The organism is Microcoleus sp. LAD1_D3, from assembly GCF_036702135.1.
Classification (GTDB): domain Bacteria; phylum Cyanobacteriota; class Cyanobacteriia; order Cyanobacteriales; family Microcoleaceae; genus Microcoleus.
This window is the reverse complement of the sequence record NZ_JAUBSB010000038.1, coordinates 42099-64054: the sequence shown is the minus strand read 5'-3', so window position 1 is coordinate 64054 and position 21956 is coordinate 42099. Positions and strand designations below refer to the sequence as shown.

Sequence of the window (21956 nt, the reverse complement as noted above, 5' to 3'; positions counted from 1 at the left end):
AAGCTTATATTATCAAGGGATTCGCGAGTTCATTCATCTTTCTAAATGCTGTTTTCTTACTTTTTCAGCAAGCCCTAATTAATTGGGTCAAATAGCTGGGAGAACTTCGGCCAGAGGCTTAGGAACCAGACACAATTCCCGATGTCGGAGAACTAGATGAATTAGAAAAAAAATTTATTGGCTCAAAAAAAACTTGTATCTGGCTGGCGACAGCAGTAGACCACTTCAAAGCAGGTATTTTAGGATGGGTTTTAGGGAATCATAGTACTCAAACATTTAAACCTTTATGGGAGAGCTTTGAGAAATGGAAATGCTATTTTTACGTAACATATGGCCCAAAAGTTTATCCAATCTTTATTCCCGATGGTAGCCAAATCATCTCTCAAACTTAGATGACTTGCAGTTGAAGGTGAAAAAACAAGACTCCGACATTATTTTACTCGCTTAAATAGAAAAACTCTTTGTTATTCTAAATCCGAAGAAATGCTCAAACATTCGATTCGTTTACTAATTCACGCTCCTCAAATTCTCGGACGTTCCCATTTCATATTCAAGTAATCATTTAGATACTTTGATTTAAAGGCTATTCGACCTGAACTGCCAGCGACCGTCGTCTAATCGTACCTCACTTCAGCAACGCCAAATTAAGATTCGTTTACCCTGGAGTCTAAAGCCAGGATTAGGCAGCAGTTAAATCTGTATGCCTATCCTACTTGACTTTTGTGACATTTTCGTAAGTTGCCACCAATGGGAAGACCCTGGTAAGCTGTTACGGCATTTAAATTGTATGTCAAAAAACCATCAAACAATGAGTGGGGTGTCCCGCCCGCCTCGAATATGCAATTTAAATGCGCGACAGCTTAATGAAGATTTGGAGGAAGAGCCTCCGTCTTCTCCTTTTAATCGAGGATGTGCCTCCTCCAAAGGTCTGCCCAGGCAGAGCCTGGGGACGATTGAAATAGTCATTGGTCATGCGTTAATTGCTGCTACTAACTCATCACTAATAACTAATTAGCTCTTTTTTACAGCTTCTCAAACACGGAGAACATCGGCAGATACATCGACAGCAAAATCGAACCTACGATACCACCGACGACCACAATCATCAGAGGTTCTAGCATACTGGTAAGTCCTTTTACTGCTTCTTCCACTTCCGTTTCGTAGAAAGCGCCAACTTTCATCAGCATCTTGTCAAGTTCCCCTGTCTCCTCGCCAATTGCCATCATTTGAATAGCCAAAGACGGAAAAACAGCTTGTTCTTGCAAAGCAATACTGATCATGCCGCCACTTTGAATTTCCTGCCTGGCATATTCGATCGCATTAGATATCGCCTGATTCCCCGCCACATCTCGCACAATTTCCAAAGAATTGAGAATCGGCACGCCCGATCGCGTCAGCGACCCAAATATCACGCAAAACCGAGCCACCGCCGATTTTTCGATCAAATCTCCAAAAATCGGCAATTTCAGCGCAATCTTATCAATTTGTAGGTGACCCATTGGAGTTTTGTAGTACATATCGAAGGCAATTTTGAGCGCTATAATCACCCCAATAACTGTTATCTGTTGAATGGGAGGCCAAGCCGTACAAAATGCACTAATTCCCAACATTATCAGCGTAAAAGTCGGCAAGTCGGCACCAATATCCTTAAATATTTTAGCGAAAGTTGGTAGCAAGAATATGGTCATTGCGAAAAAAATCACGATCGCAATAAAGAACACAGTCTTCGGATAAGACATCGCCGAATTAATTTCCGCCTCCGTCTTGTGATTTTTTTCCATCATCACCGCCAGACGGTCTAGGGTTTCATCTAGCACCCCGCCGACTTCTCCCGCCGCCACCATACTGATAAACAGTTGGTCAAAAACATCAGGAAACTTAGCCATCGCCTCTGCCAAGTTTATCCCCTCCTGCACGTCAGCATTCATGCTCCTGAGCGCTCGCTTCAGCTTAGCATTAGAACACTGTTCGTGCAGCACGGAAAGGCATCTCACGATCGCCACCCCTGCATTAAACATAGCCGCAAACTGACGAGCAAAAATAGCCATATCCTTAACAGTAAGACTGGTAAGGTTATACTCAATTTGCTCCTGAATCTTACTGAAATCAAAGCCACCTTTCGGTTTTTGGCGGATAACGTTGGTAGCCACAGCTCACCTCTGAAAATTTATTAAAAGTTATGACTCATCAGTCATCAGTCATTAATTCAGCCTGCTGACTCCTGACTAATGACTGCAGACTGAATTAATGAGCTCCTACCTTGGCGCCACCAACAGGTGCCGGGCCGATCAAGCGTTCGAGTTCGTCAGCCTTAGAAGCCTTGGCCATTGCCGATTCCCAAGTGACTTTACCGCTCTTGTAAAGTTCAGCGAGAGCCATTTCCATCGTCCTCATACCCAATTTTGCCCCCATTTGGATTTGGGAGTAAATCATGGGAGTTTTGCCCTCCCGGATCAAGTTAGCCATAGCTGGAGTATTTACCATGATTTCCATAGCGCAACAGCGGCCGCCCCCAACTTTTATTACCAAATTTTGGCTGCAAATTCCCACCAAAGAGTTAGACACCTGGGCGCGAACTTGGGGTTGTTGAATGGGCGGGAACACGTCCAAAATCCGATCAATCGTTGCAGCAGCCGAATTAGTGTGCAGCGTTCCCATCACCATGTGACCCGTTTCTGCCGCCGAAATTGCCAGACCGATCGTTTCCAAGTCCCGCATTTCCCCCACCAGAATTACATCAGGATCTTCGCGCAAAGCAGCTTTCAGCGCATTAGCAAAGCTCTTAGTATCTTCGCCCTTTTGGCGCTGGTGAAACAAACTCTTGATATTAGGAAACACGTATTCGATCGGATCTTCAACTGTGAGAATGTGTTCCGCCCGCGTCCGGTTGACCAGATCCAACAAAGCCGCCATCGTAGTAGTTTTCCCGGAACCCGTTTGTCCCGTCACCAACAGCATACCCCTGGGTCTTTCCGTCAGATCCCGCAAAATCTGTGGCACGCCTAAAGCATCTGCATTAGGAATCTTAGAAGCCAGAGCCCGCATACAAGCAGCCCAAGCACCCCGCTCCCGGTAGACATTGACGCGAAACCGAGCCAATCCCCGAACGCCGTAAGCGCAGTCGAGTTCCCACTCCATTTCCAACTGCTTGCGCTGCATATTGTTGAGCATTTGGAAAATTAGAATCTGCACTTCCTCAGCAGACAGAATGTCGCCGTATTGCGTCTGAGGAGTTAGTTTACCGCTGACTCGGAAGAATATAGGCGCGCCCGCTTGGATGTGTATGTCCGAACCCCCTTGCTCTACCAGGGACTCCAGTACGTCTTCAATCATCAGACCCATAGATACCTCTCCTCGATCAAATTGATAGTTATTGACCAATCTAGCTCAGTTAACAGTCAACAGTTAACTGCTGAATCAATCCAAAAAGCGTGGTGTCAAGCAGTACGGACAATCCAGCATCTCCGGCTTCAATTCCGCCCGACAAGTTTTGCAGGTAAGTCCCTGCTTGCGTTTGGCCTTCAATTCAGCCTCCAGCCCAGAATCTGTAAACGTCACCCGCTCGACTTCTTCAAAAGTAGTCGCACCTTCCCGCACTAACTGCAAGCTGTAAGCCAACAACGTTTTCATCCCTTCTTCTACTGCTGCTTCCTTAATTTGCTCTGTGGGAGCTCCTTGAGTGATCAGAGTTTGAAGCCGCTCAGTATTTTTCAGGAACTCGTAAACCCCTACCCGTCCTTTGTAGCCTAGGCCGCCGCACTTGGTACAAAGTTGCTCGCGTTCTGCGAGTTCCTTCCTTTCCTCCACCGGTACAGTGTTGGCTTTGTAAACAGTTAGATCAATTTCTTGAGAAGCCGACAGACCGTACTTGCCGAGTTCTGCGGCAGTTGGCTGGTAAGGAATGCAGCATTTGTCGCAAACGCGCCGCATCAGACGTTGAGCCAACACGCCCAACAGAGCGGCCGAAACCATGAACGGTTCTACGCCCATTTCGGCCAAACGCGCGACCGCCCCGGCCGCGTCGTTCGTGTGCAGCGTCGTCAGCACCAAGTGTCCCGTCAAAGCAGCTTCCAGAGCCGTTTTGGCTGTTTCCTTGTCCCGGGTTTCCCCCACCAGCATCACGTCAGGGTCTTGCCGCAAAAATGCCCGCAGAATGTTGGAAAAAGTCAAGTCTTTTTCCCGAATTACTTGACATTGGGTAATTCCTGGCAAAGCATATTCGATCGGGTCTTCCGCCGTACTGATATTAACCCCCGGATCGTTCCGTTCCGCCAGAATCGAGTAGAGAGTAGTTGACTTGCCCGAACCCGTCGGCCCCGTCACCAAAATCAGTCCGAACGGACGGCTAGCACTCTCTCGGACTAAAGCCAGAGTTTCCTGGTCGGAGATTAACAAACCCAAGCCCAACTGAGTGCTGGAACTGTCCAAAATCCGCAGCACGATTTTTTCGCCGTACCGCGAAGGTAAGCTGTTCACCCGAAAATCGACCGTGCGTCCCTCAAATACCCGGCGGATGCGGCCGTCTTGAGCTTGTCGGCGTTCGGCAATATCCAGGTTGGCAATAATCTTGAAACGAGCGGTAATCGATGCGACTACCTGCTTGGGAAACCGGAAATACTCTTGCAGCACCCCGTCTTTCCGCATCCGAATCCGCATGAACTCTTCTTGAGGTTCTACGTGGATGTCAGACACCTTTTCCGAAAGAGCTTTAGCCAAAATGATATTGACCGCCTTAATTACCGGAGCGGCCTCAGCATCGTCCAAGGTATTAGCTAGGTCTTCTTGGTCGGCACTCTCCTCTTCTAGCGAGAGTTCGCCAAAATCTCCCTCCCCTAAATCCATCTTTCTCTGCTTTTCGGCTGCTGCCATTTTGGCTGCTACCTTAACTTGGTCCTCTTGATAGGCAGAAGTTATGTCCTGATAGTCGTCTGGCGTAATCACCCGTCGCTGCAAAGCCAAGCCGTGAGGCTGTAAAATCCGCCGCAAATCTTCTATGGCATTGAGGTTGTCGGGATCTACCATGGCTACTAAAACGGCCGCAGGCTCAGTTTCAGTCTTCGCTACGGGTAAAAACCGACCTTGGTGACAAATGTCGATCGAAATCTTCAATGCGTCGAGCATAACTCCGAGTTGCTCGTTAGACATTTCGCTCATCTCCGGGTCAAATGCTTCAACCCCGTAGACTATCTTCCGTTCAAACATCTGCTGCTTCTTGTAAAGTCGCAGCAATTCTGGGGGTAACGGCTGCCCGGTAAGTGCTTCTAATACCTCCGTCAACCGCTTGCCCGACTTCTGGCATTCAATTTGAGCTTGCTTCAGTTGGTCGCCGTTGACGTAACCCGACTGAATCATCTTGTTGAGAGCCGGAGTAAATTGGCTCACAGAAACTATGGATGTGTTGGAGCGAGGCGGGGATGTGCTAGTCATAAAAAACACTCAATAGGTGGGAAACTCAGTCACAAACAGTGCTGAGAGGAAAACCAACGCGGGGTTTTAACCCCCGTATTCTTTGCTTATGGATCAGCTATCATGTTCTTGCTCAATCCCTATATGTAAAGTGTAAGCTCGTAGTCCCCTTTAACTTGCGTCCACACAGTGACGAGACCTGGGAGGGATTTGCGGGTGCTTGCAATCACATCTTATTCGTTAACTGCTAAGTTGCTTACTTACCTGATTAACTTGCGGGATACTCTCGTTATAGCGTCAGGGCACATCACTTGGGGATTCCCCGTACCGGGGTACCAAAGCGGGGCGGGGTGTGTCGCCTTCCCACGCTCTTCTATTTTCCCCAATTGTTTGGTCAAATTACAGCGCCCGTGGTGGCGCGGTTAGCTTTACTAGGTTAAAGATTAGCTAGGTTGTGTGATGATAGCTTTTACGAAAGTGTCGATCGCCCTTTTGAAATATATTTTGATTAATTATCTGCGATCGGTCACGGCTCTGTCGTCGGCTGCATCAGTCCCAGGGTAAGCGCATCTCAAAGTCTATTGACAACAGGGTCTTGAGGCATCATCATGTGGAAATAAACAACCAGCCAGAACAGTCAGCATATAGTTATTATCCATAGCAGCCCGATGGGATTTTTGAAGATTGCTACGTTTATAAGATTGCTCCAGGTTTAAAGCATTAAGAGCCAGGCGTCGCAGCAGTGCTAAGTTTTGTGGTCCGTGACCTGTACGGACGCGACAAGCATCTTCATTCCAGGTAACATCTAAAGTCCAATGCAGACTATTTTCAATACCCCAATGCAGGCGGATAGCTTGTGCTACTCGCTGGGCATTACACGACAAACTCGTTAAATAGAACTGAACTTCACGGGTGGTTTTATTCCATAGATGTCTGACCCGGACTACCATGACAACACATTGAAGACCGACCCAATCGTTTTGGTGATGTAAAGTTGGCAATTGAGAAAGAGGGACGCACCAACAGGAACGTTTTTCAGTGCGATGATGACCTCGTTCTACCCGTTGGTCATAACTATGGAGCGTACCTTCAAATCCGTGAGATAATTGTTGTTCAAACCAGTTTTTTACTTGTCCATAAAGTGTAGGATGATTGCCTTTAAGTGCTAAGATATAATCAGCTTGGGCGTGAAAAATTTGAGAGGCGATTGCTGTTTGTGTACCCATGGCATCAATCGTAAGAATACATCCGGCCATGTCTAATAACTCTAATAATGCAGGAATTGCGGTAATTTCATTTGATTTATCTGCCACCTTTACTTGTCCTAAAACCAAACGATATTCGCTCGACCAGGCACTAACTAGATGTAAAGCGGATTTGCCTTGCTCTCGATCGTATGAGCCTTTAAGGGTCTTGCCGTCAATGGGAATTACCTGCGCTCCTGCTACCTCAACTATTGATTCTATCCAACGTCGAAAGCATTGCTCAAATACTTTGGGATTAATGCGTTCAAAGACTCGTCGAAATGTGTCCGCACTCGGGATACCTCCTGGTAAAGCTAAAAACTGCTCCAACCATTCACCTTTACTTACTCCATAATTTTCCATGTCTTCCCATCCGTTACCTCCTGCAATCACTGACAATATTCCGATAATTAAAATATCTGTTAATACATGAACACGGGTTCTTGCTACACGGGGGTCTTTGATTTGGGCAAATACTAATGCCATTTTTTCTGTCAGTTCAGTTGCCTGAGCTATACTCAATTTTTTTGACCTTTTAATCCTGTGTTTGTCAGAGGTGAAACCTGATGCCATAAGACCGACCTGCTAAGTAAGATAGAAACTTTGTACTCACCAGTCTACTAGATAACATCTTCGCTCCTCAAACGATATCTGTGATTATATAAATGTGCCAAATTATCTGTATTTTTAACTACCAAATTAGATGCGCTTACCCTGGCATCAGTCCCAGGGCAAATTTTGAGCCACTCTAGTTTGGGATCAGTAAATATTACTTTAATTCTACTTTAATGTCTGAACCTTTGTCACGTAAGCTTAACGGTTCACAAATGTTGGAAAGAAGCAAATTAGATATCAATCTAATCTACAGATGAGCACCTCCGCGATCCCCGCTAATGTCTATCATTTGAATCGCAAAAATTCGCGACTTCAAGCAACTTCGGCGTTCTCGAATCAGCCAAACCACAGCCCCAATTCGCATCAAGATTAAAAACCTAGTGTCTGAGTTACACAAGCACACATATCACTACTTAGTCACTCAATACAAATTCCTCTTTCTCCCGACTGGGGAAACTCAGCAAAGGGTAAAAAATGCCAGCGTCAGCTTGCGACTCAAACAGCCTGACCGATGATAAATTTAAGTTTCTCTCGTTTTAAGCAAACCTTGAAACATCCAGCCTTCTAAGGGGGAAATGTTGTAATAGAGTTGACAGCAAAATAGACTTATAAAAAGTGTTTTCAATGCGATCGCGTTAATTAAAAATGAGGAACCAACAAACGTTGGGTTGCCCCCATTGCTGCCATATTATACGTAAATATCTAAGCGGATCGTTGAATATTTTATGGAAAGCTTTGAGCAATGTATCCAGAGCTGGCAAAATTTCCTCTTTTCACATTGTGCCATACACCGTAAATTCCAGTCCTCTAGATTTACCGCGTTAACTGTATCTGCTAGAATTGATAGGGTTCTGTCGCGCAGCTTTTATGATTGACGAGGAAAAACAGCAAGATCAAGATCCTAACTCAACTGGGGAAACCACCCCAGAGGGTTCGCCAATGGCAAGCGAAAATCCGGCGGCATCAGGAAACTCGAACGAATCGGCGGATTGGGAGCTCGAACTTGCTCGAGCTTATCAAAGCGCTCAGGGCGATCGCACCCCAGCAAACGCATCGGGGCCTACCGTCACCGGCAGTTCAACCAACAGTCCGACTGCAGACGCGGCGGAGCCTTGGAAGAAGGAGCTGGCCCAGGCAAACGATGAAAAAGAGGCTTTAAAAACTCAGTTGCAAGCCGCATCCGCTCAAATAGAAGAGCTGAAAAATCAAAATCTCCGCCTAGCCGCAGATTTTGAGAACTTCCGCAGGCGCACCCAAAAGGAAAAAGAAGAGCTAGATTTACAGGCAAGGTGTCTCACCATCAAACCCCTGTTGCCGGTAATTGATAATTTCGAGCGCGCTCGATCGCACATCAAGCCGCAAACCGATGGCGAAATGAACATTCACAAAAGCTACCAAAGCGTTTACAAGCAAATGGTAGACGGCCTCAAGCAAATCGGGGTTTCTCCGATGCGCCCCGAAGGCGAACAGTTTGACCCCAACCTCCACGAGGCTCTGCTGAGTGAGCCAACTGACGAACACGAGGAAGGAACAATTATCCAAGAACTAGAACGCGGCTACATTCTGGGTGATCGCGTCTTGCGGCACGCCAAAGTGAAAGTTGCAGCGGCTGGGCTATCTGTGGTAGCCTCAGATGAAAATCCCGATAGTTCAGAAGGTTAATCGGGATACAAGCTACTGCATTCCTCAAAGTCACTGACCCCCGAATAGAATTCGGGGGTTCCAAGGTGGCAGACTCACCAACTTCTTAATTAAAGATGACTAAAAGCAGGTCAGCGCTTGAGCCAAAAATTCTGAAAAATGTTTTTATCAGTCTTTGATATTGCTTGAGGACATCAAGTTTATTTCCTACAAATCTAGTCGGGGAATGCTTGTTTAAACAAGCTGAGTCGTTTTTCCTCTCCCAACCTGTAGTTGGAGATTTCCAAACATCCCACAAAGTTTTATGAGGCGCTATGGGAAAAATTATTGGAATTGACTTAGGCACAACTAACAGTTGCGTAGCTGTGTTAGAGGGCGGTAAACCCGTCGTGATCGCCAATTCCGAGGGCGGCCGCACAACTCCGAGTATAGTAGGATTCGGCAAGGCGGGCGATCGCTTAGTAGGTCAATTGGCAAAGCGGCAAGCTGTAACTAATGCTGTAAATACTGTCTACAGTATCAAACGATTTATCGGACGGCGGTGGGACGACACGGAAGAAGAACGATCGCGAACTCCCTATACCTGCATAAAAGGCAAAGACGACACGGTTAACGTCCAAATTCGGAACAAGGTTCACACTCCCCAAGAAATCTCGGCAATGGTACTCCAAAAGCTCAAGCAAGATGCTGAAGCTTATTTGGGACAAACTGTTACCCAAGCCGTGATTACAGTGCCAGCCTACTTCACAGACGCCCAACGGCAAGCTACTAAAGACGCCGGTACGATCGCCGGCCTAGAAGTCCTGCGGATCGTCAACGAACCGACGGCGGCAGCCCTTTCCTACGGGCTGGACAAGCAAAATATAGAACAGAAAATCTTGGTCTTTGACCTAGGCGGCGGTACTTTTGACGTTTCGATCCTGCAACTGGGAGACGGAATTTTTGAAGTCAACGCTACCTCCGGTAACAACCATCTCGGAGGAGATGACTTTGACGACTGCATAGTCCAGTGGCTGGTAGAAGCTTTCCGCACTCAAGAAGGCAGTGACCTCTCACAAGACAAAATGGCCTTGCAGCGCCTCCGAGAAGCTGCCGAAAAAGCCAAAATCGAACTCTCCAACCGCGAATCCACCTCAATCAATTTGCCCTTCATCTCCTCTGACGAGAAAGGGCCGAAGCATTTGGAAATGGAACTCTCCAAAGCTCAGTTTGAAAAACTGGTGGCTCATTTGGTGCAAGCGACGATCGATCCGGTGACTCAAGCCCTCAAAGACGCAAGTTTGACCCCCAAAGACATTGACAGGATTATTTTAGTGGGAGGGTCAACCCGAATTCCGGCAGTTCAAAAGGCAATTAGCAAGTATTTTGGGGGCGTTTCTCCCGATAAATCCGTCAATCCCGACGAAGCTGTAGCGGTAGGCGCGGCAATTCAAGCCGGGGTGTTGGGCGGTGAAGTCAAAGACTTGCTGCTGCTCGATGTGACGCCACTCTCCCTGGGGCTCGAAACCTTGGGCGGGGTGTTTACCAAAGTAATCGAGCGCAATACAACTATTCCCACCAGCCGATCGCAAATGTACAGCACGGCGGCAGACGGGCAAACCTCGGTAGAAATTCACGTACTCCAAGGCGAGCGGGCATTGGTTAAAGACAATAAAAGTCTCGGCAAGTTCCTGCTCAAAGGCATTCCCCCAGCTCCCCGTGGCGTACCTCAAATCGAAGTTACCTTTGAAATCGATGCCAACGGGATTCTCAAAGTCGCTGCTGAAGACAAGGGAACCGGAAAAGAACAAAGCATCCAAATTTCCAATACAGGGGGATTGAGCGAAACCGAAGTCGAGCGGATGCGACAAGAAGCCGAACTTTACGCCGACGAGGACATCAAGCGCGCTCTACTCGTCGAACTCAAAAATCAAGCTGACTCCCTCGTCTATAATTGTGGTGTAACTTTAAAAACCAACACGCAACTGCTGAGTGACGAGCTCAAGGCCGAAGCGGAAACAGCCGCAGCAGCCTTGCGGGCAGCCATGACTAACCCCGACATCACAGTCGAGGAACTCACGCCCGCAATCGAATCTTTCAAGCAACTGCTATACTCGCTGGGGACAGCAGTCTACGACCAAGCCCGCAGCGGGGTAGCCCCGTCAGGAGCTGTTGTTGAAAGCGAGATGATGTCAGAAGTAGAATCATCAGAACCAGAAGAGGTTAAAGCGGACGACGACAGCATTTTGCTGAAAGAAGAGCTGCTGGTGGCGCCGGAACCAAAGCCGGAACCAAAGCCGGAACCAAAGCCGGAATCAAAGCTGGAATCAAAGCCGGAATCAAAGCCGGAGCGACAGTCAAAACGACAGTCAAATCCACAGCCAAGTCCACAGTCAAATCCACAGCCAAGTCCACAGTCAAATCCACAGTCAAAACAAAAACAGAAGGTTCCCGAACCAGAAGTTGATGATATGAATCCTTTCCTTTAAAACTGAAAAGCTAAAAATTAAAAGTTAAAAATTAACAATGAGAATTTTTGATTTTTAATCTGTAATTTCAGGAAAGGTCGCCCGTTTCTTTTTCGTACACTTTTTGTTATTTACCTCCAGGCAAGCAGCTCTATGGCCGGTGATTACTATGAAATATTAGGCGTTTCTCGCAGCGCAGACAAAGAAGAAATTAAGCGTGCTTACCGCCGCCTAGCTCGCAAGTACCATCCAGATGTCAACAAAGAATCCGGTGCCGAGGAGCGGTTTAAAGAAATTAACCGCGCCTACGAGGTACTCTCAGAACCAGAAACCCGCGCCCGTTTCGACCGTTTCGGCGAAGCAGGGGTCAGCGGTGCAGGCGCACCTGGGTTCCAAGACTTTGGTGACAGCTTTGCCGATATTTTTGAAAGCTTCTTTCAGGGTTTTCAGGGAGGTGTCGGCCAACAACAGCAAGGTCGCAGGCGCAGCGGACCGGTGCGCGGAGACGATTTGCGCCTGGATTTGCGGCTGGACTTTCGGGAAGCAGTGTTTGGTGGCGAAAAAGAACTTCGCATCAAGCATCTAGAAACCTGCGAAACTTGCACCGGGACTGGCGCGAAACCGGGAACCAGACCCCAAACTTGCTCGACTTGTACCGGCAGCGGTCAAGTCCGACGCGCTACCCGCACTCCTTTCGGCAGCTTTACTCAAGTTTCTGTTTGCCCCACTTGCAACGGCACCGGGCAAGTGATTGAGGATAAGTGCGAAACTTGTGGGGGCCGAGGCCAGAAAGAAGTGATGAAAAAGCTGAAAATCACAATTCCGGCTGGGGTTGACAACGGTACTCGCTTGCGCGTTTCCAATGAAGGGGATGCCGGCAAACTGGGCGGGCCGCCCGGGGATCTTTACGTGTTCTTGGCGGTGAATGAAGACCCGCTATTTAAGCGCGACGGCACTAACGTTAGCTCGGAAGTTAAAATTAGTTATTTGCAAGCAATTTTGGGGTGCCGGTTGGAAGTGGAAACCGTAGACGGGCCGACGGAATTGTTAATTCCTACGGGAACTCAGGCAAATACTGTTTTGACTTTGGAGAAAAAAGGGGTGCCTCGGTTGGGAAATCCAGTCAGTCGTGGCGATCATTTGATTACGGTGTCTATTGACATTCCGACTAAGGTGACGGCTGAGGAACGGGAGTTGCTGATGCAGCTTGCTAAGCTGAAGGGCGATCGTACCGGTAAAGGCGGTATAGAAGGGTTTCTGGGCAATTTGTTTCAGAAATAAGCAATTTTTGACACCAATTGGTGTCAAATTTTCCTGTTTGAGGATTCCCCGGCAATTTGTTTTAGTACCTGTCAAAAAATTGTGTGCAATTGCTCACAAAAATGGCAGGTGGGACGGTTCCGGGACATGGGGTTTCAGTAGCGGTCAAAAAAATGTGCGCAATTGCGCACATTTTTTCCAGAAAAAATAATCTGTGTCCAATTGGAAACAAAATTTTAGATTCTCCAGTTTCCAGGCAACTTGTTTAAAAAACTAAGGCTTTCAGGATTTGAGATTGCAAAAAACATTATGAATTCAACATCCACAATTGAAAATCCCAAATCCCCAGATGCCAAAATCGATCTGCGTGGTACTCCGTGTCCTCTGAATTTTGTCCGCACTAAACTGCGCTTGGAGCAAATGGCACCGGGTGCTGTTTTGGAGGTGTGGCTGGATGCTGGGGAGCCGATCGAACAAGTACCCGATAGTCTCAAAATGGAAGGCTACCAGATTCTCGAAACGCAATTTGTCGCTGATGAGCCGGAGTCGGGCTTTTTTTCAATGAAAGTACAGCGCCCCGAACATAAGGAAGCAGGATGAGCCTGAATTCGCCCTCGATCGTGGGTACTGTAATTGCTGTTCAGGCTAACTTCTACCAAGTGAGGTTAGATCCCGAAGTCTCCATTGACGGGAAAAATGCCCCCCTTGCTGATTCTCTAATTCTCCTGTGCACTCGCCGCACTCGACTGAAAAAAATTGGTCAACAGGTGATGGTGGGCGATCGCGTGGTGGTAGACGAACCGGACTGGACTGACCGCCGGGGTGCAATTTCTGAAGTCTTCCCGCGCCAAACAGAACTCAACCGCCCGCCTGTAGCTAATGCCGATCGCATTCTCCTTGTTTTTGCCCTCGCTGAACCCGACTTAGACCCGGCCTCATTAACTCGGTTTTTAGTCAAGGCCGAATCTACAGGTTTAGAGGTAAGTTTGTGCCTGAACAAATGCGATTTGGTCACCCCCGATGAGTTGGAACAGTGGCGCGATCGGCTGTCAGGCTGGGGCTACGAACCAATGTTTATTAGCGTCCGTAGCGGCTTAGGAGTCCAGGAAGCTGCCGCTAATTTTCAAAATGAAGTTTCTGTAGAAAAAGTAGCTTCCCAACCTTTATCGGACAAAATAGATAATTCCCTCTTGCCTTCTGAGGATAAACCCCTGCTGGCAAATTCGGTCTATCCATTACATCCGTTAAATCCTGTACAAAGTCCGTTGCCGAACTTGCTTCAGGGTCACATCCAAGGGAAAATAACGATAATTTGCGGCCCTTCTGGGGTCGGCAAGTCCAGCTTGATCAACCAACTGATTCCGGCCTTGAATCTGCGAGTGAACGCTGTTTCCGGCAAACTCGGCCGCGGGCGCCACACGACTCGCCACGTAGAATTATTTGAACTCCCCGGCGGTGGACTCTTGGCAGATACTCCGGGGTTCAATCAACCAGCTCTAGAATGCGATCCGTCCGAGTTAGCTGAATATTTCCCAGAAGCGCGCCAGAGGCTGGCTTTGGGTAGCTGCCAGTTTAGCGACTGTTCGCACCGAAGTGAGCCTAACTGTGTGGTGCGGGGCGATTGGGAGCGCTATGAGTATTACTTGCAGTTTCTCGAAGAGGCGATCGTCCGCCAGCAACAAGAGCAAAACTCTAGTAGTGCCGAGGCGAGTTTGAAGCAGCAAACTAAGTCGGATGGTACGCAGCAATACGAACCGAAGCTGCAAACTAAAAAGTATCGGCGCTCTTCCCGCCGCCTTCAACATCAGTCGCTGCAAGATAGGTGTCAAGACGACTTAGAAGAGGTTTGAGGAAATAGTCGATCGCGATCGGTCTATCGGCCCCGGAACACAGTACATTAATAGCTAAAATTAAATGGCCTTAAATTTGTTAAAAAAAGTACAACAGAAGCAAAGCTAAGCCGGTTATGCAGGAGTAAAAATACTGTGAATATTCAAGAACTGTTTCAAAAAGGCGGCCCCGCCATGTGGCCCCTGTTGGTGTTATCGATTCTATCTTTGAGTACAATTATCGAGCGCTTGTGGTTTTGGGCGAGCCTCCTGAGCAAAGAAAAGCAGATAGTTAACCGTATTCTGGAAGCGGCTCGCAGCGATTGGGGGGCGGCTAACGAGATTGCCAGACAAGCTAATCGACAGCCGATCGGGCGATTTCTTTCTGCACCACTGCGACTGTACAATCCCGAACCCGATTTATTTCGACTCGCACTCGAAGCCGCAGCCGATGAAGAGCTGGCTTCGATGCGTCGCGGCGACAAAATATTAGAAGCTACGATCGCTCTAGCCCCTTTGCTGGGCTTGCTGGGAACAGTTTTGGGCTTGATTAACTCGCTCAGCTCTATCCGTCTGGGCGACATCGGCACGTCGGCAACAACGGGCGTAACTTTGGGGATTAGCGAGGCGCTGATCACGACTGCTACAGGGATGGTAGTAGCAATTTTTACCTTGGCGTTTTATCGGATATTTCAAGCTTTTTTGTTCAACCAGGCAAAAATATTTCGCAAAGCTGGAAATGAACTGGAATTGCTTTACAGGCAATACTGGCCGGCAGCTAATGCTAAGGGTCGATCGCCCGGTGTAGAACACAGCAATTCTTCCTTTGGTTCCGATGGTTTGAACAGGCGTTCTCTCAATTCTCAAGAATCGGGAGAACGGAACCGGGAGCCGAAATTGAAAGGTTCCGATCCGGCTGAAGATTCACCTTCTAATAATTAGAACTAAGGAGAACTGATGAAGATTCACTTAGATACTCCTGCTGAAGAGGCTCGGATAGAACTGGTGCCTTTAATTGACGTGATATTTTGCATTCTGACCTTTTTTCTCCTGGCGGCTTTGCAACTGACTCGCCAGCAAGCCATTAATGTCGATTTGCCTAAAGCGAAGACTGGACAAACGCAGATGCGAGAGATGCTGATTGTCAGCATTGACGATTTCGGGCAAACTTATATCGATCAATTGCCTGTTAATTACCAACAGCTCGATCGAGTGTTAAAGAGTTTCCAAAGCACAAATCCTACGGGGTTGATGGTGCTGTACGCTCCTCAAAATGCTAGATATGCTAAAGTTGTCGAGGTTTTAGACAAATTGAGAGAGGTAGGGGGCGATCGAGTTGCCCTGGCAACTCTTCCTAGCTCGGCTTCCTCCCCATTGCCCAATCCCTCGCTTCCCAATTCTGGGATTCCTGCAACACCTGCGATCGGCAATTCCGGTCAACCCCTGCAGTCTCCTGTGCCTCCAGGGCAGCAACAGTTCAATCCTAATCAGTTTCAATCTCCTCTCCCCGCTCCAGGGCAGCAGCAGTTCAATCCCAATCAGTTTCAATCCCCTCTCCCCGCTCCAGGGCAGCCTAGCAACTTTGGGGCAAATCAGGGCATTCCTCCTGTTTCGCCTGCACCCGCTGCTCCCAATTTCCGACCCGGAGCGGCCACTCCACCCCAGGATGGCGGGCCCTCGAATTAGTTAGAAGGAATAAGGAAGAAGGGAGAACAGAGAAAAAGAAATTCTCCCTTCTCCCCATCTTCCGCTATCGAGCTCTCCTCATCTCCCCCTCTCCCCTGGCGGAGAGAAGCTCCACCCGATTTGGTATAAAGCGCTTCAATTCTTTTGGTTCGTACTGAGCCTTTTTTCTCTTGACAAGTAGATACACTTGTATATGCCTGCAGAAGGAACTTTTGCAGGCATTTCGCCATCTCTCTCACTAAGTTATTTCCTGGGACAGATGGTAATTTTGTCAAATAATTGTTACCTTTTGTAATATACACTCAAGCCAGATGGGCTATCGGGCATCCCGAAACCAACGGTTGATCGCTGAAACAATTTACAAATCTGGTTAATCCAGGTGTTCACTTTTAAGTCACCTTTACTTACAGAGGAGTCAAAGTCATGAGCCAACCAGCAGAATTGTCTTTGGAACAGCAATTTAGCCTGTGTTCCTTCAAAACACAGGTAAGTGACATGAGTCGCGAACAAGCTCAGGAGTTTTTGGTCAAGCTTTACGAGCAAATGATGCTGCGGGAAACCATGTACCGCCATTTTCTGAAACACCACTGGGGTTTAGAACCTAACCCAGGCCTTGAGTAGGAAAGAGTCGCAGTCGGCGACCTCCGTCTCTTACTCTCTTCCCTCAGGCGGAAAGGAGTTGGGGGTGATGGGGCGTCACTCGAAGGCAGAAGGTAGAAGGCCTCTGTACAGACTTGAGGAAAATTTGACAGTTTCTTTGTGAATTTCACTCTATTTGGGGAGTCGAGCTAAGCAGTTTGGCGATCGACACTACAGAGAGTGCAAAGATAATTTATCGCGCCTCGATGCAAAAATTGGATAACTATTAATAAGAAGTGTTAATTTTTTAATCCCTTAAAATTTTTAACAAATTCAATATATTTGTTTTTAGTTGCAGCGGATGAGGTTTGACAGCAATGGGGCTAGTCGGACATCTGAGCGCGACCTCCGACTAGCAAAACCTTCAATTTTCACATCAAACCCTCGAACTGGCAAATGTTTACTCTAGAAAGAGTTATTCCCCCTGACGTTCGAGAGTCGCTTCCATCGTACTCGTCAGGTAATGACCAGACATGATGCCACTAGATTGGTAGTATCGGTTATCATCAACGCGGTGAAGGGTATCAAAACCCGTCCGTCGCTGGCGTTCGTCTCCCAATACCCAATAACGCTGGACGATCGACTGGGGAGCAATCCAACCTTCGCCCTCGACGCGGGCGAGTTCGCTGTGTTGGAGTACAAAAGTATACTGCCGTTCATCGCTGTTGAGGTGTCCTCGGTACTGCAAAATAATCTCTTCGCGATCGCCTCCAGGAAATACGAGCTTTGTCACCATACTGAACCAATCTGTTCGGTTCCAGCTCACTAAAGTTTTGCCTTTAACCGTAATTGGCACGCCATTGCGCTCAATCCAGCTTCCTTCGAGCGTCCATTGGCCAGATTCCATTAAAAACGTGTGAGCCACAGTGCTGTTCCTATGCTTTTGCTGCTGGCTACAATGCTGGTGCAACAACGCACAGCCGTTGTCCCTCAGACTCTATGCTATCACGCCCAACTGTGCCAACAAGAGTTAATTTCCCCTAAAAGTACCGGTACCCGGGCACCAGTAACTTGAGGCAGATTACCGGGAATGCCCCGAACCCGCCATGCGGCTAAAACCGCAAAAGCGATCGCCTCTTTAAAATCTACATTCAAGCCTGCCTCAGAAGTAGTCAACACTTGCACTGGATGCAATTGAGATTGCAATCGGCGTTTTAAGTAGAGATTGTGGCTGCCACCCCCGCATAGTAAGACTCGATCGGGCATAGCCGGTAAAAATGTTTGGTAACTGTGAACGATCGAGGCAACAGTCAGTTCTGTCAGAGTAGCCAGCACGTCAGCAGGACTGAGGTTGTAACCTTGGGCCTCGATCAAACACCTGTCAAAATAGTCTACACCAAATAACTCTCTACCCGTTGATTTCGGCGGTGCTTGCCGGAAGAACTCTGATGCGAGCCAATCCTCGACTAAAGCTTGACAGGGAGTGCCCGATGCCGCCCAAGCTCCACCTTCATCGATCGTCTTAGTGCCGCCTGAGAAGTGCTGTACTGCCAAATCTAACAGGGAATTCGCCGGGCCTGTATCCCACCCCGATATGCCATCCCCAAGACTGAAAATCTCAGACTCGTCATTGTTTCCCCCTTTTCCTCTTGCCGGAAGATAGGTTACATTGCCAATTCCCCCCAGATTTTGGATGCAGAGGCTGATGTTGGGTTCCGCCAGCAGGCAGGCATCAACTATTGACACTAAGGGTGCTCCTTGACCCCCTGCTGCAATGTCTGCTGAGCGAAAGTTACTCACAGTAGTAATTCCTGTCAATTCCGCAATTAGCGCGCCCCGCCCGAGTTGCAAGCTGTAGCCCATTAACGCATCGGCGCTGTCTGTGTGGGCTTTCCCAGCAGGTCGGTGGTAGACGGTTTGACCGTGAGAGCCGATTAACTCCGCTTTATCATATTCTGCTTGTATTGTCAAGGCAGCCGTGGCAAATTCTTGGGCGATGGCATCATCTAATTGGGCTAGTTCAGCCATTGACAAAGCTGAGCCACTGCAAACCGAGAGAATTTGCGATCGCAAATTAGCAGGATAAGGGAAAGTCTTGCCGGCCACCAATTGCACTTTCAAGTCTGTTTGGGAACCGACCACATCCACCAAAGCAGCATCAATGCCATCCACCGACGTGCCGCTGATCAAACCGATAACGCGGGTCATTCAATTTTAGATTTTAGATTTTAGATTTTAGATTTTCCGGGGGTGCCCGACTTATTTGAGGTCGATCGTTACGATCACCACAGTAATATTATCGCGTCCACCTTTATCCTTCGCTGCTTGAATTAAAGCATTTGCAGCGCCCTCGCAGGCGCGAATCGACTTCAGAGGCGAAGCTATCAAAGGATCGGAAAGTTCTTCAGTCAAGCCATCGCTGCAGAGCAGCAAGCGATCCCCAGGTTGCACGTCCACCGGCAAAATATCTATCTCCCGCAAATCATCGCGGCCCAAACACTGGGACAAAACGTGACGCCAAGGATGACTGCGAGCCTGGTCAGGAGTTAGGGCCTTTCTTTTCACAGCCTGAGCCACCCAAGTCTGGTCTTCAGTAATCTGCTCCAAGCGAGAGCCGTGCAGCCGATACAAGCGAGAGTCCCCGATATTAGCGCACCACGGTCGGCCCTCATCCCTAAACATCAGAACCACAGCAGTAGTACCCATATCAGCACGCTCGGGGTGGTCGAGTTGATCCGTCAAAATTGCTTGATTGGCAATTAAAAAAGCCTTTTCCAACAACAGCGGAGAATCCTCAGGCCCTTCCCAATGTTCGTGCAAATAAGATTGAATCGCCTCAGTCGCAATCCGGCTGGCTTCTTGACCTCCGGCGTGTCCTCCCATTCCATCGGCCACTATGAAAAATCGCCCGTCAGAGTCTATGTAGTAAGAATCCTGATTTACGGAACGAACTAGCCCTGTGTCTGTCTTACCTGCGAAAGAGCGTTTCATAGATTGGGTGATTGGACTCATCGAACTTGAAAGCTTGATTTAAGTGGTGCCATGTTTTCTTCCAAAACTTAAATCCCGAACGGGACTTGAAATTTCTGCCGCCCGCGATCGCGAGTTTTGGAAAAATTGCACTACCTTGACCTCATATTGTAGATCGTAGGATGGTAATCCCATCTTAAAATTTCGGTAAATCCAGTAAATTAAGCAGCACCTGCAAAAAAAAAACAGGATTTTTACCAAAAATCAGAGGTTTAGCTGGGGGAGAAATATAGGAAGCAACGCGGTTTTTAGCGTCAAAGCGTGTAAGTGCGGTAAATTTTAGCAATCCGTTGTCAGCCAGCCAAAACTTAACATTCGATGTCAAATTTTGGCTGGCGAGAAATCTCAAACCTGAAATTTCAAATCGCAAATTGCACAATTATGACATCCTGTCTAAACGATCAATCCGCTTGAACAAACGCAGCATAGCAAACCCTGCACCCGCCGCCAGCGCGGCAACAGCGACAGCCGGCCAGACTTGATTGCTGACAAACAAAATTGTCGCCGACAAAGTAAAAGCACTCATCAGCAAAGCATAATTCGTGCCCATTTGAGCGCTGCTCATGCGGCGAAGCAAGCGCTCTGTTTCTGCAGAACGGACGCGAATCCGCAAATCTCCCTGTTCGAGTTTGTCAATAGTCTCCTCAATCCGGCGGGGCAAACCCAAAGCACTCGAACTCACCTGAGCTGCCTGACGGCCGATTTCGTTAAAAATGCTGCTACTTGTATCATGGCCATTTCCATTAGTCATAAGCTGCATGGCAAAAGGTTGTGCCACCTCCATAAAGTTGAACTCGGGATCTAAGCCTCGACCCACCCCTTCGATGGTGGAAAAAGCTCGCATTACAAAAGTAAAAGTAGCTGGGAAGCGGAAAGGTTGGTTGTAGGCAATATCGTAAAGGTCGTCGGTAATCGCGCTCACAGACTGATTTTCAAAAGGCTTGTCCATGAAGTTATCCAGCATATACTGGATCGATCGGCGCACCGGACTCATATCACCCGTAGGCACCAAAGCTCCCAAATTGATCAGAGAATCCATAATCCGCTGTCCATCCTTGGAAGCAATGCCGTAGAGCGTCTCCATCAGTCCTTCGCGGACGTTCGACTGGATTTGCCCCATCATGCCAAAATCGTAGAAAATCAGACAACCGTCAGCACTAACAGCGATGTTGCCGGGGTGTGGGTCAGCGTGGAAAAAGCCGTCGTTGAGCAACTGCCGCAAATAAGCTTTTGCGCCCAACTGAGCGATTAATTTACGATCGATACCGGCCGCTTCCAAAGCTTCATAGTGGCTGATTTTAATCCCGGGCAGGTATTCCAAAGTCAGCACTCGCGGAGCCGCATACCGCCAATAAACCCTCGGCACCCGCACCCAGTCACAGTTGCTAAAATTGCGGCGAAAAGTATCAGCATTGCGGCCTTCATGGAGATAGTCAATTTCCAGCCACAGAATGCGACAGCATTCCTCATAAATCCCCATCCAATCGCGGCCGCGGCCCCACTTAGGATGGTTTTGAAAGTAGCGGGCTATGCCTTTAAGAATTTGCAAATCGATCTCGAACAGTTTCCGCAGTCCCGGTCGCTGTACCTTGACCACCACTTCCGGGCCCGAATGCAGTTGAGCTTTGTGTACCTGACCCAGACTTGCAGCAGCCAGGGGTACTGGGTCAAAGCTGCGGTAGAGTTCTTGAACTGTCTTGCCCAAATCTTGCTCAACAATTACCTCTAACTGCTCGTAGCTGAAAGCAGGGACTTTATCTTGCAGCTTAGAAAGTTCCTCCACAAACTCTGCTGGGAACAAGTCGGCGCGGGTGGAAAATAACTGCCCAACTTTAATGAAAGTTGGCCCCAAATCCAAGAGTGTTTCTCGAACCCAGATAGCTTGAAAGCGCCGTCTGGCAACTTTCTTTTCTTCAGTCACGCCTCCCCAGTAGCTCCAATTTTTGCTGTCGAGCCAGAGGGAAGCCAGCCAGAGCAAGACAAAGGCCCAAATGTCGAAGAAGCGCCGCTTCCGGGAGTATTTTTCGCGATTCCAGCGATAAGCTTTACTTTTGTAGGATTTACTAGCAGTTTTTGGCTCATCGGCTCCGCCAGTGTGCTTGGGGGAGCGCTGGCGATTAACAGAGTCATCAAGGAGAGCAGACACTTGGGTTCCCAACTTGCTTATTTTATGTTGTTGCTTTGATTGGAAGTAGGAGCGCAGGAGCGCAAAGCAATGC

Annotated in this window: 17 protein-coding genes and 1 pseudogene; 9 read left to right on the top strand and 9 right to left on the bottom strand. The window is 48.2% G+C overall.

Translation table 11 applies throughout. The features are described from left to right. Window positions 1-122: 122 nt before the first annotated feature. A pseudogene (locus QUA74_RS20185) lies at window positions 123-580 on the top strand (IS1 family transposase); the annotation flags it as partial. Window positions 581-1022: 442 nt separating this feature from the next. Here QUA74_RS20185 and QUA74_RS20180 read toward each other — a convergent pair. The 4 genes from QUA74_RS20180 to QUA74_RS20165 form a co-directional block, all read right to left on the bottom strand. Then, window positions 1023-2150 carry a type II secretion system F family protein gene (locus QUA74_RS20180; RefSeq protein WP_333332824.1) on the bottom strand — a complete coding sequence of 376 codons (1128 nt, stop codon included), beginning with the start codon at window positions 2148-2150 and terminating at the stop codon, window positions 1023-1025. A 94-nt stretch (window positions 2151-2244) separates the two neighbouring features. Further along, a complete protein-coding gene (locus tag QUA74_RS20175) occupies window positions 2245-3342 on the bottom strand; it encodes a type IV pilus twitching motility protein PilT (protein WP_190745295.1) in 1098 nt (365 codons plus the stop codon). Between the two features lie 75 nt (window positions 3343-3417). Further along, window positions 3418-5427 (bottom strand): GspE/PulE family protein, encoded by a 2010-nt coding sequence (locus QUA74_RS20170; protein WP_333332820.1) that lies wholly within the window; start codon window positions 5425-5427, stop codon window positions 3418-3420. Window positions 5428-5984: 557 nt separating this feature from the next. Beyond that, the gene (locus QUA74_RS20165) at window positions 5985-7223 is read right to left on the bottom strand and encodes an ISAs1 family transposase (protein ID WP_445251689.1); all 1239 of its coding nucleotides are present in this window, start codon (window positions 7221-7223) and stop codon (window positions 5985-5987) included. A 909-nt stretch (window positions 7224-8132) separates the two neighbouring features. Between QUA74_RS20165 and grpE the strand changes: the two genes are divergently transcribed. The 8 genes from grpE (at window position 8133) to QUA74_RS20125 (ending at window position 16749) form a co-directional block, all read left to right on the top strand. Continuing rightward, window positions 8133-8927: a nucleotide exchange factor GrpE gene (grpE, locus tag QUA74_RS20160; protein ID WP_333332817.1), complete on the top strand. Its 795-nt coding sequence runs from the start codon at window positions 8133-8135 to the stop codon at window positions 8925-8927. 293 nt (window positions 8928-9220) lie between these two features. Then, a complete protein-coding gene (gene dnaK, locus QUA74_RS20155; protein ID WP_333332814.1) occupies window positions 9221-11374 on the top strand; it encodes a molecular chaperone DnaK in 2154 nt (717 codons plus the stop codon). Window positions 11375-11506: 132 nt separating this feature from the next. Next, complete coding sequence (dnaJ, locus tag QUA74_RS20150) at window positions 11507-12634, top strand: molecular chaperone DnaJ (RefSeq protein ID WP_333332812.1); 1128 nt, start codon at window positions 11507-11509, stop codon at window positions 12632-12634. 288 nt (window positions 12635-12922) lie between these two features. After that, entirely contained in the window at window positions 12923-13213 is a 291-nt protein-coding gene (locus QUA74_RS20145; RefSeq protein ID WP_333332809.1) for a sulfurtransferase TusA family protein, read from the top strand. Beyond that, window positions 13210-14463, top strand: coding sequence for a ribosome small subunit-dependent GTPase A (gene rsgA, locus QUA74_RS20140; RefSeq protein WP_333332806.1), 1254 nt, complete (start codon window positions 13210-13212; stop codon window positions 14461-14463). Before QUA74_RS20145 ends, rsgA begins: the two co-directional genes overlap by 4 nt. Window positions 14464-14598: 135 nt before the next feature. Then, window positions 14599-15384, top strand: coding sequence for a MotA/TolQ/ExbB proton channel family protein (locus tag QUA74_RS20135; RefSeq protein WP_333332802.1), 786 nt, complete (start codon window positions 14599-14601; stop codon window positions 15382-15384). 15 nt (window positions 15385-15399) lie between these two features. Next, entirely contained in the window at window positions 15400-16128 is a 729-nt protein-coding gene (locus tag QUA74_RS20130; protein ID WP_333332799.1) for a biopolymer transporter ExbD, read from the top strand. A gap of 423 nt (window positions 16129-16551) precedes the next feature. Next, window positions 16552-16749 carry an NblA/ycf18 family protein gene (locus tag QUA74_RS20125; RefSeq protein ID WP_106150106.1) on the top strand — a complete coding sequence of 66 codons (198 nt, stop codon included), beginning with the start codon at window positions 16552-16554 and terminating at the stop codon, window positions 16747-16749. Between the two features lie 433 nt (window positions 16750-17182). Here the strand turns inward: QUA74_RS20125 and QUA74_RS20120 are convergent, their stop codons facing one another. From QUA74_RS20120 to QUA74_RS20100, 5 genes are all read right to left on the bottom strand, one after another. Further along, window positions 17183-17632, bottom strand: a complete 450-nt coding sequence (locus tag QUA74_RS20120; RefSeq protein WP_242722026.1) for a hypothetical protein — start codon at window positions 17630-17632, stop codon at window positions 17183-17185. A gap of 80 nt (window positions 17633-17712) precedes the next feature. Continuing rightward, window positions 17713-18915 carry an anhydro-N-acetylmuramic acid kinase gene (locus tag QUA74_RS20115; protein WP_333332796.1) on the bottom strand — a complete coding sequence of 401 codons (1203 nt, stop codon included), beginning with the start codon at window positions 18913-18915 and terminating at the stop codon, window positions 17713-17715. Between the two features lie 51 nt (window positions 18916-18966). Next, the gene (locus QUA74_RS20110) at window positions 18967-19698 is read right to left on the bottom strand and encodes a protein phosphatase 2C domain-containing protein (RefSeq protein ID WP_333332793.1); all 732 of its coding nucleotides are present in this window, start codon (window positions 19696-19698) and stop codon (window positions 18967-18969) included. A gap of 175 nt (window positions 19699-19873) precedes the next feature. Further along, a complete protein-coding gene (locus tag QUA74_RS20105) occupies window positions 19874-20107 on the bottom strand; it encodes a hypothetical protein (RefSeq protein ID WP_333332790.1) in 234 nt (77 codons plus the stop codon). A gap of 9 nt (window positions 20108-20116) precedes the next feature. Then, the gene (locus QUA74_RS20100) at window positions 20117-21883 is read right to left on the bottom strand and encodes an AarF/ABC1/UbiB kinase family protein (RefSeq protein WP_333332787.1); all 1767 of its coding nucleotides are present in this window, start codon (window positions 21881-21883) and stop codon (window positions 20117-20119) included. Between the last annotated feature and the right edge of the window lie 73 nt (window positions 21884-21956).

Coding starts and splice junctions, on each gene's coding strand:
- QUA74_RS20175 (WP_190745295.1), bottom strand. CDS start 3,342: ATGGGTCTGATGATTGAAGACGTACTGGAGTCCCTGGTAGAGCAAGGG.
- QUA74_RS20170 (WP_333332820.1), bottom strand. CDS start 5,427: ATGACTAGCACATCCCCGCCTCGCTCCAACACATCCATAGTTTCTGTG.
- QUA74_RS20165 (WP_445251689.1), bottom strand. CDS start 7,223: ATGGCATCAGGTTTCACCTCTGACAAACACAGGATTAAAAGGTCAAAA.
- grpE (WP_333332817.1), top strand. CDS start 8,133: ATGATTGACGAGGAAAAACAGCAAGATCAAGATCCTAACTCAACTGGG.
- dnaK (WP_333332814.1), top strand. CDS start 9,221: ATGGGAAAAATTATTGGAATTGACTTAGGCACAACTAACAGTTGCGTA.
- dnaJ (WP_333332812.1), top strand. CDS start 11,507: ATGGCCGGTGATTACTATGAAATATTAGGCGTTTCTCGCAGCGCAGAC.
- QUA74_RS20145 (WP_333332809.1), top strand. CDS start 12,923: ATGAATTCAACATCCACAATTGAAAATCCCAAATCCCCAGATGCCAAA.
- rsgA (WP_333332806.1), top strand. CDS start 13,210: ATGAGCCTGAATTCGCCCTCGATCGTGGGTACTGTAATTGCTGTTCAG.
- QUA74_RS20130 (WP_333332799.1), top strand. CDS start 15,400: ATGAAGATTCACTTAGATACTCCTGCTGAAGAGGCTCGGATAGAACTG.
- QUA74_RS20125 (WP_106150106.1), top strand. CDS start 16,552: ATGAGCCAACCAGCAGAATTGTCTTTGGAACAGCAATTTAGCCTGTGT.
- QUA74_RS20115 (WP_333332796.1), bottom strand. CDS start 18,915: ATGACCCGCGTTATCGGTTTGATCAGCGGCACGTCGGTGGATGGCATT.
- QUA74_RS20110 (WP_333332793.1), bottom strand. CDS start 19,698: ATGAAACGCTCTTTCGCAGGTAAGACAGACACAGGGCTAGTTCGTTCC.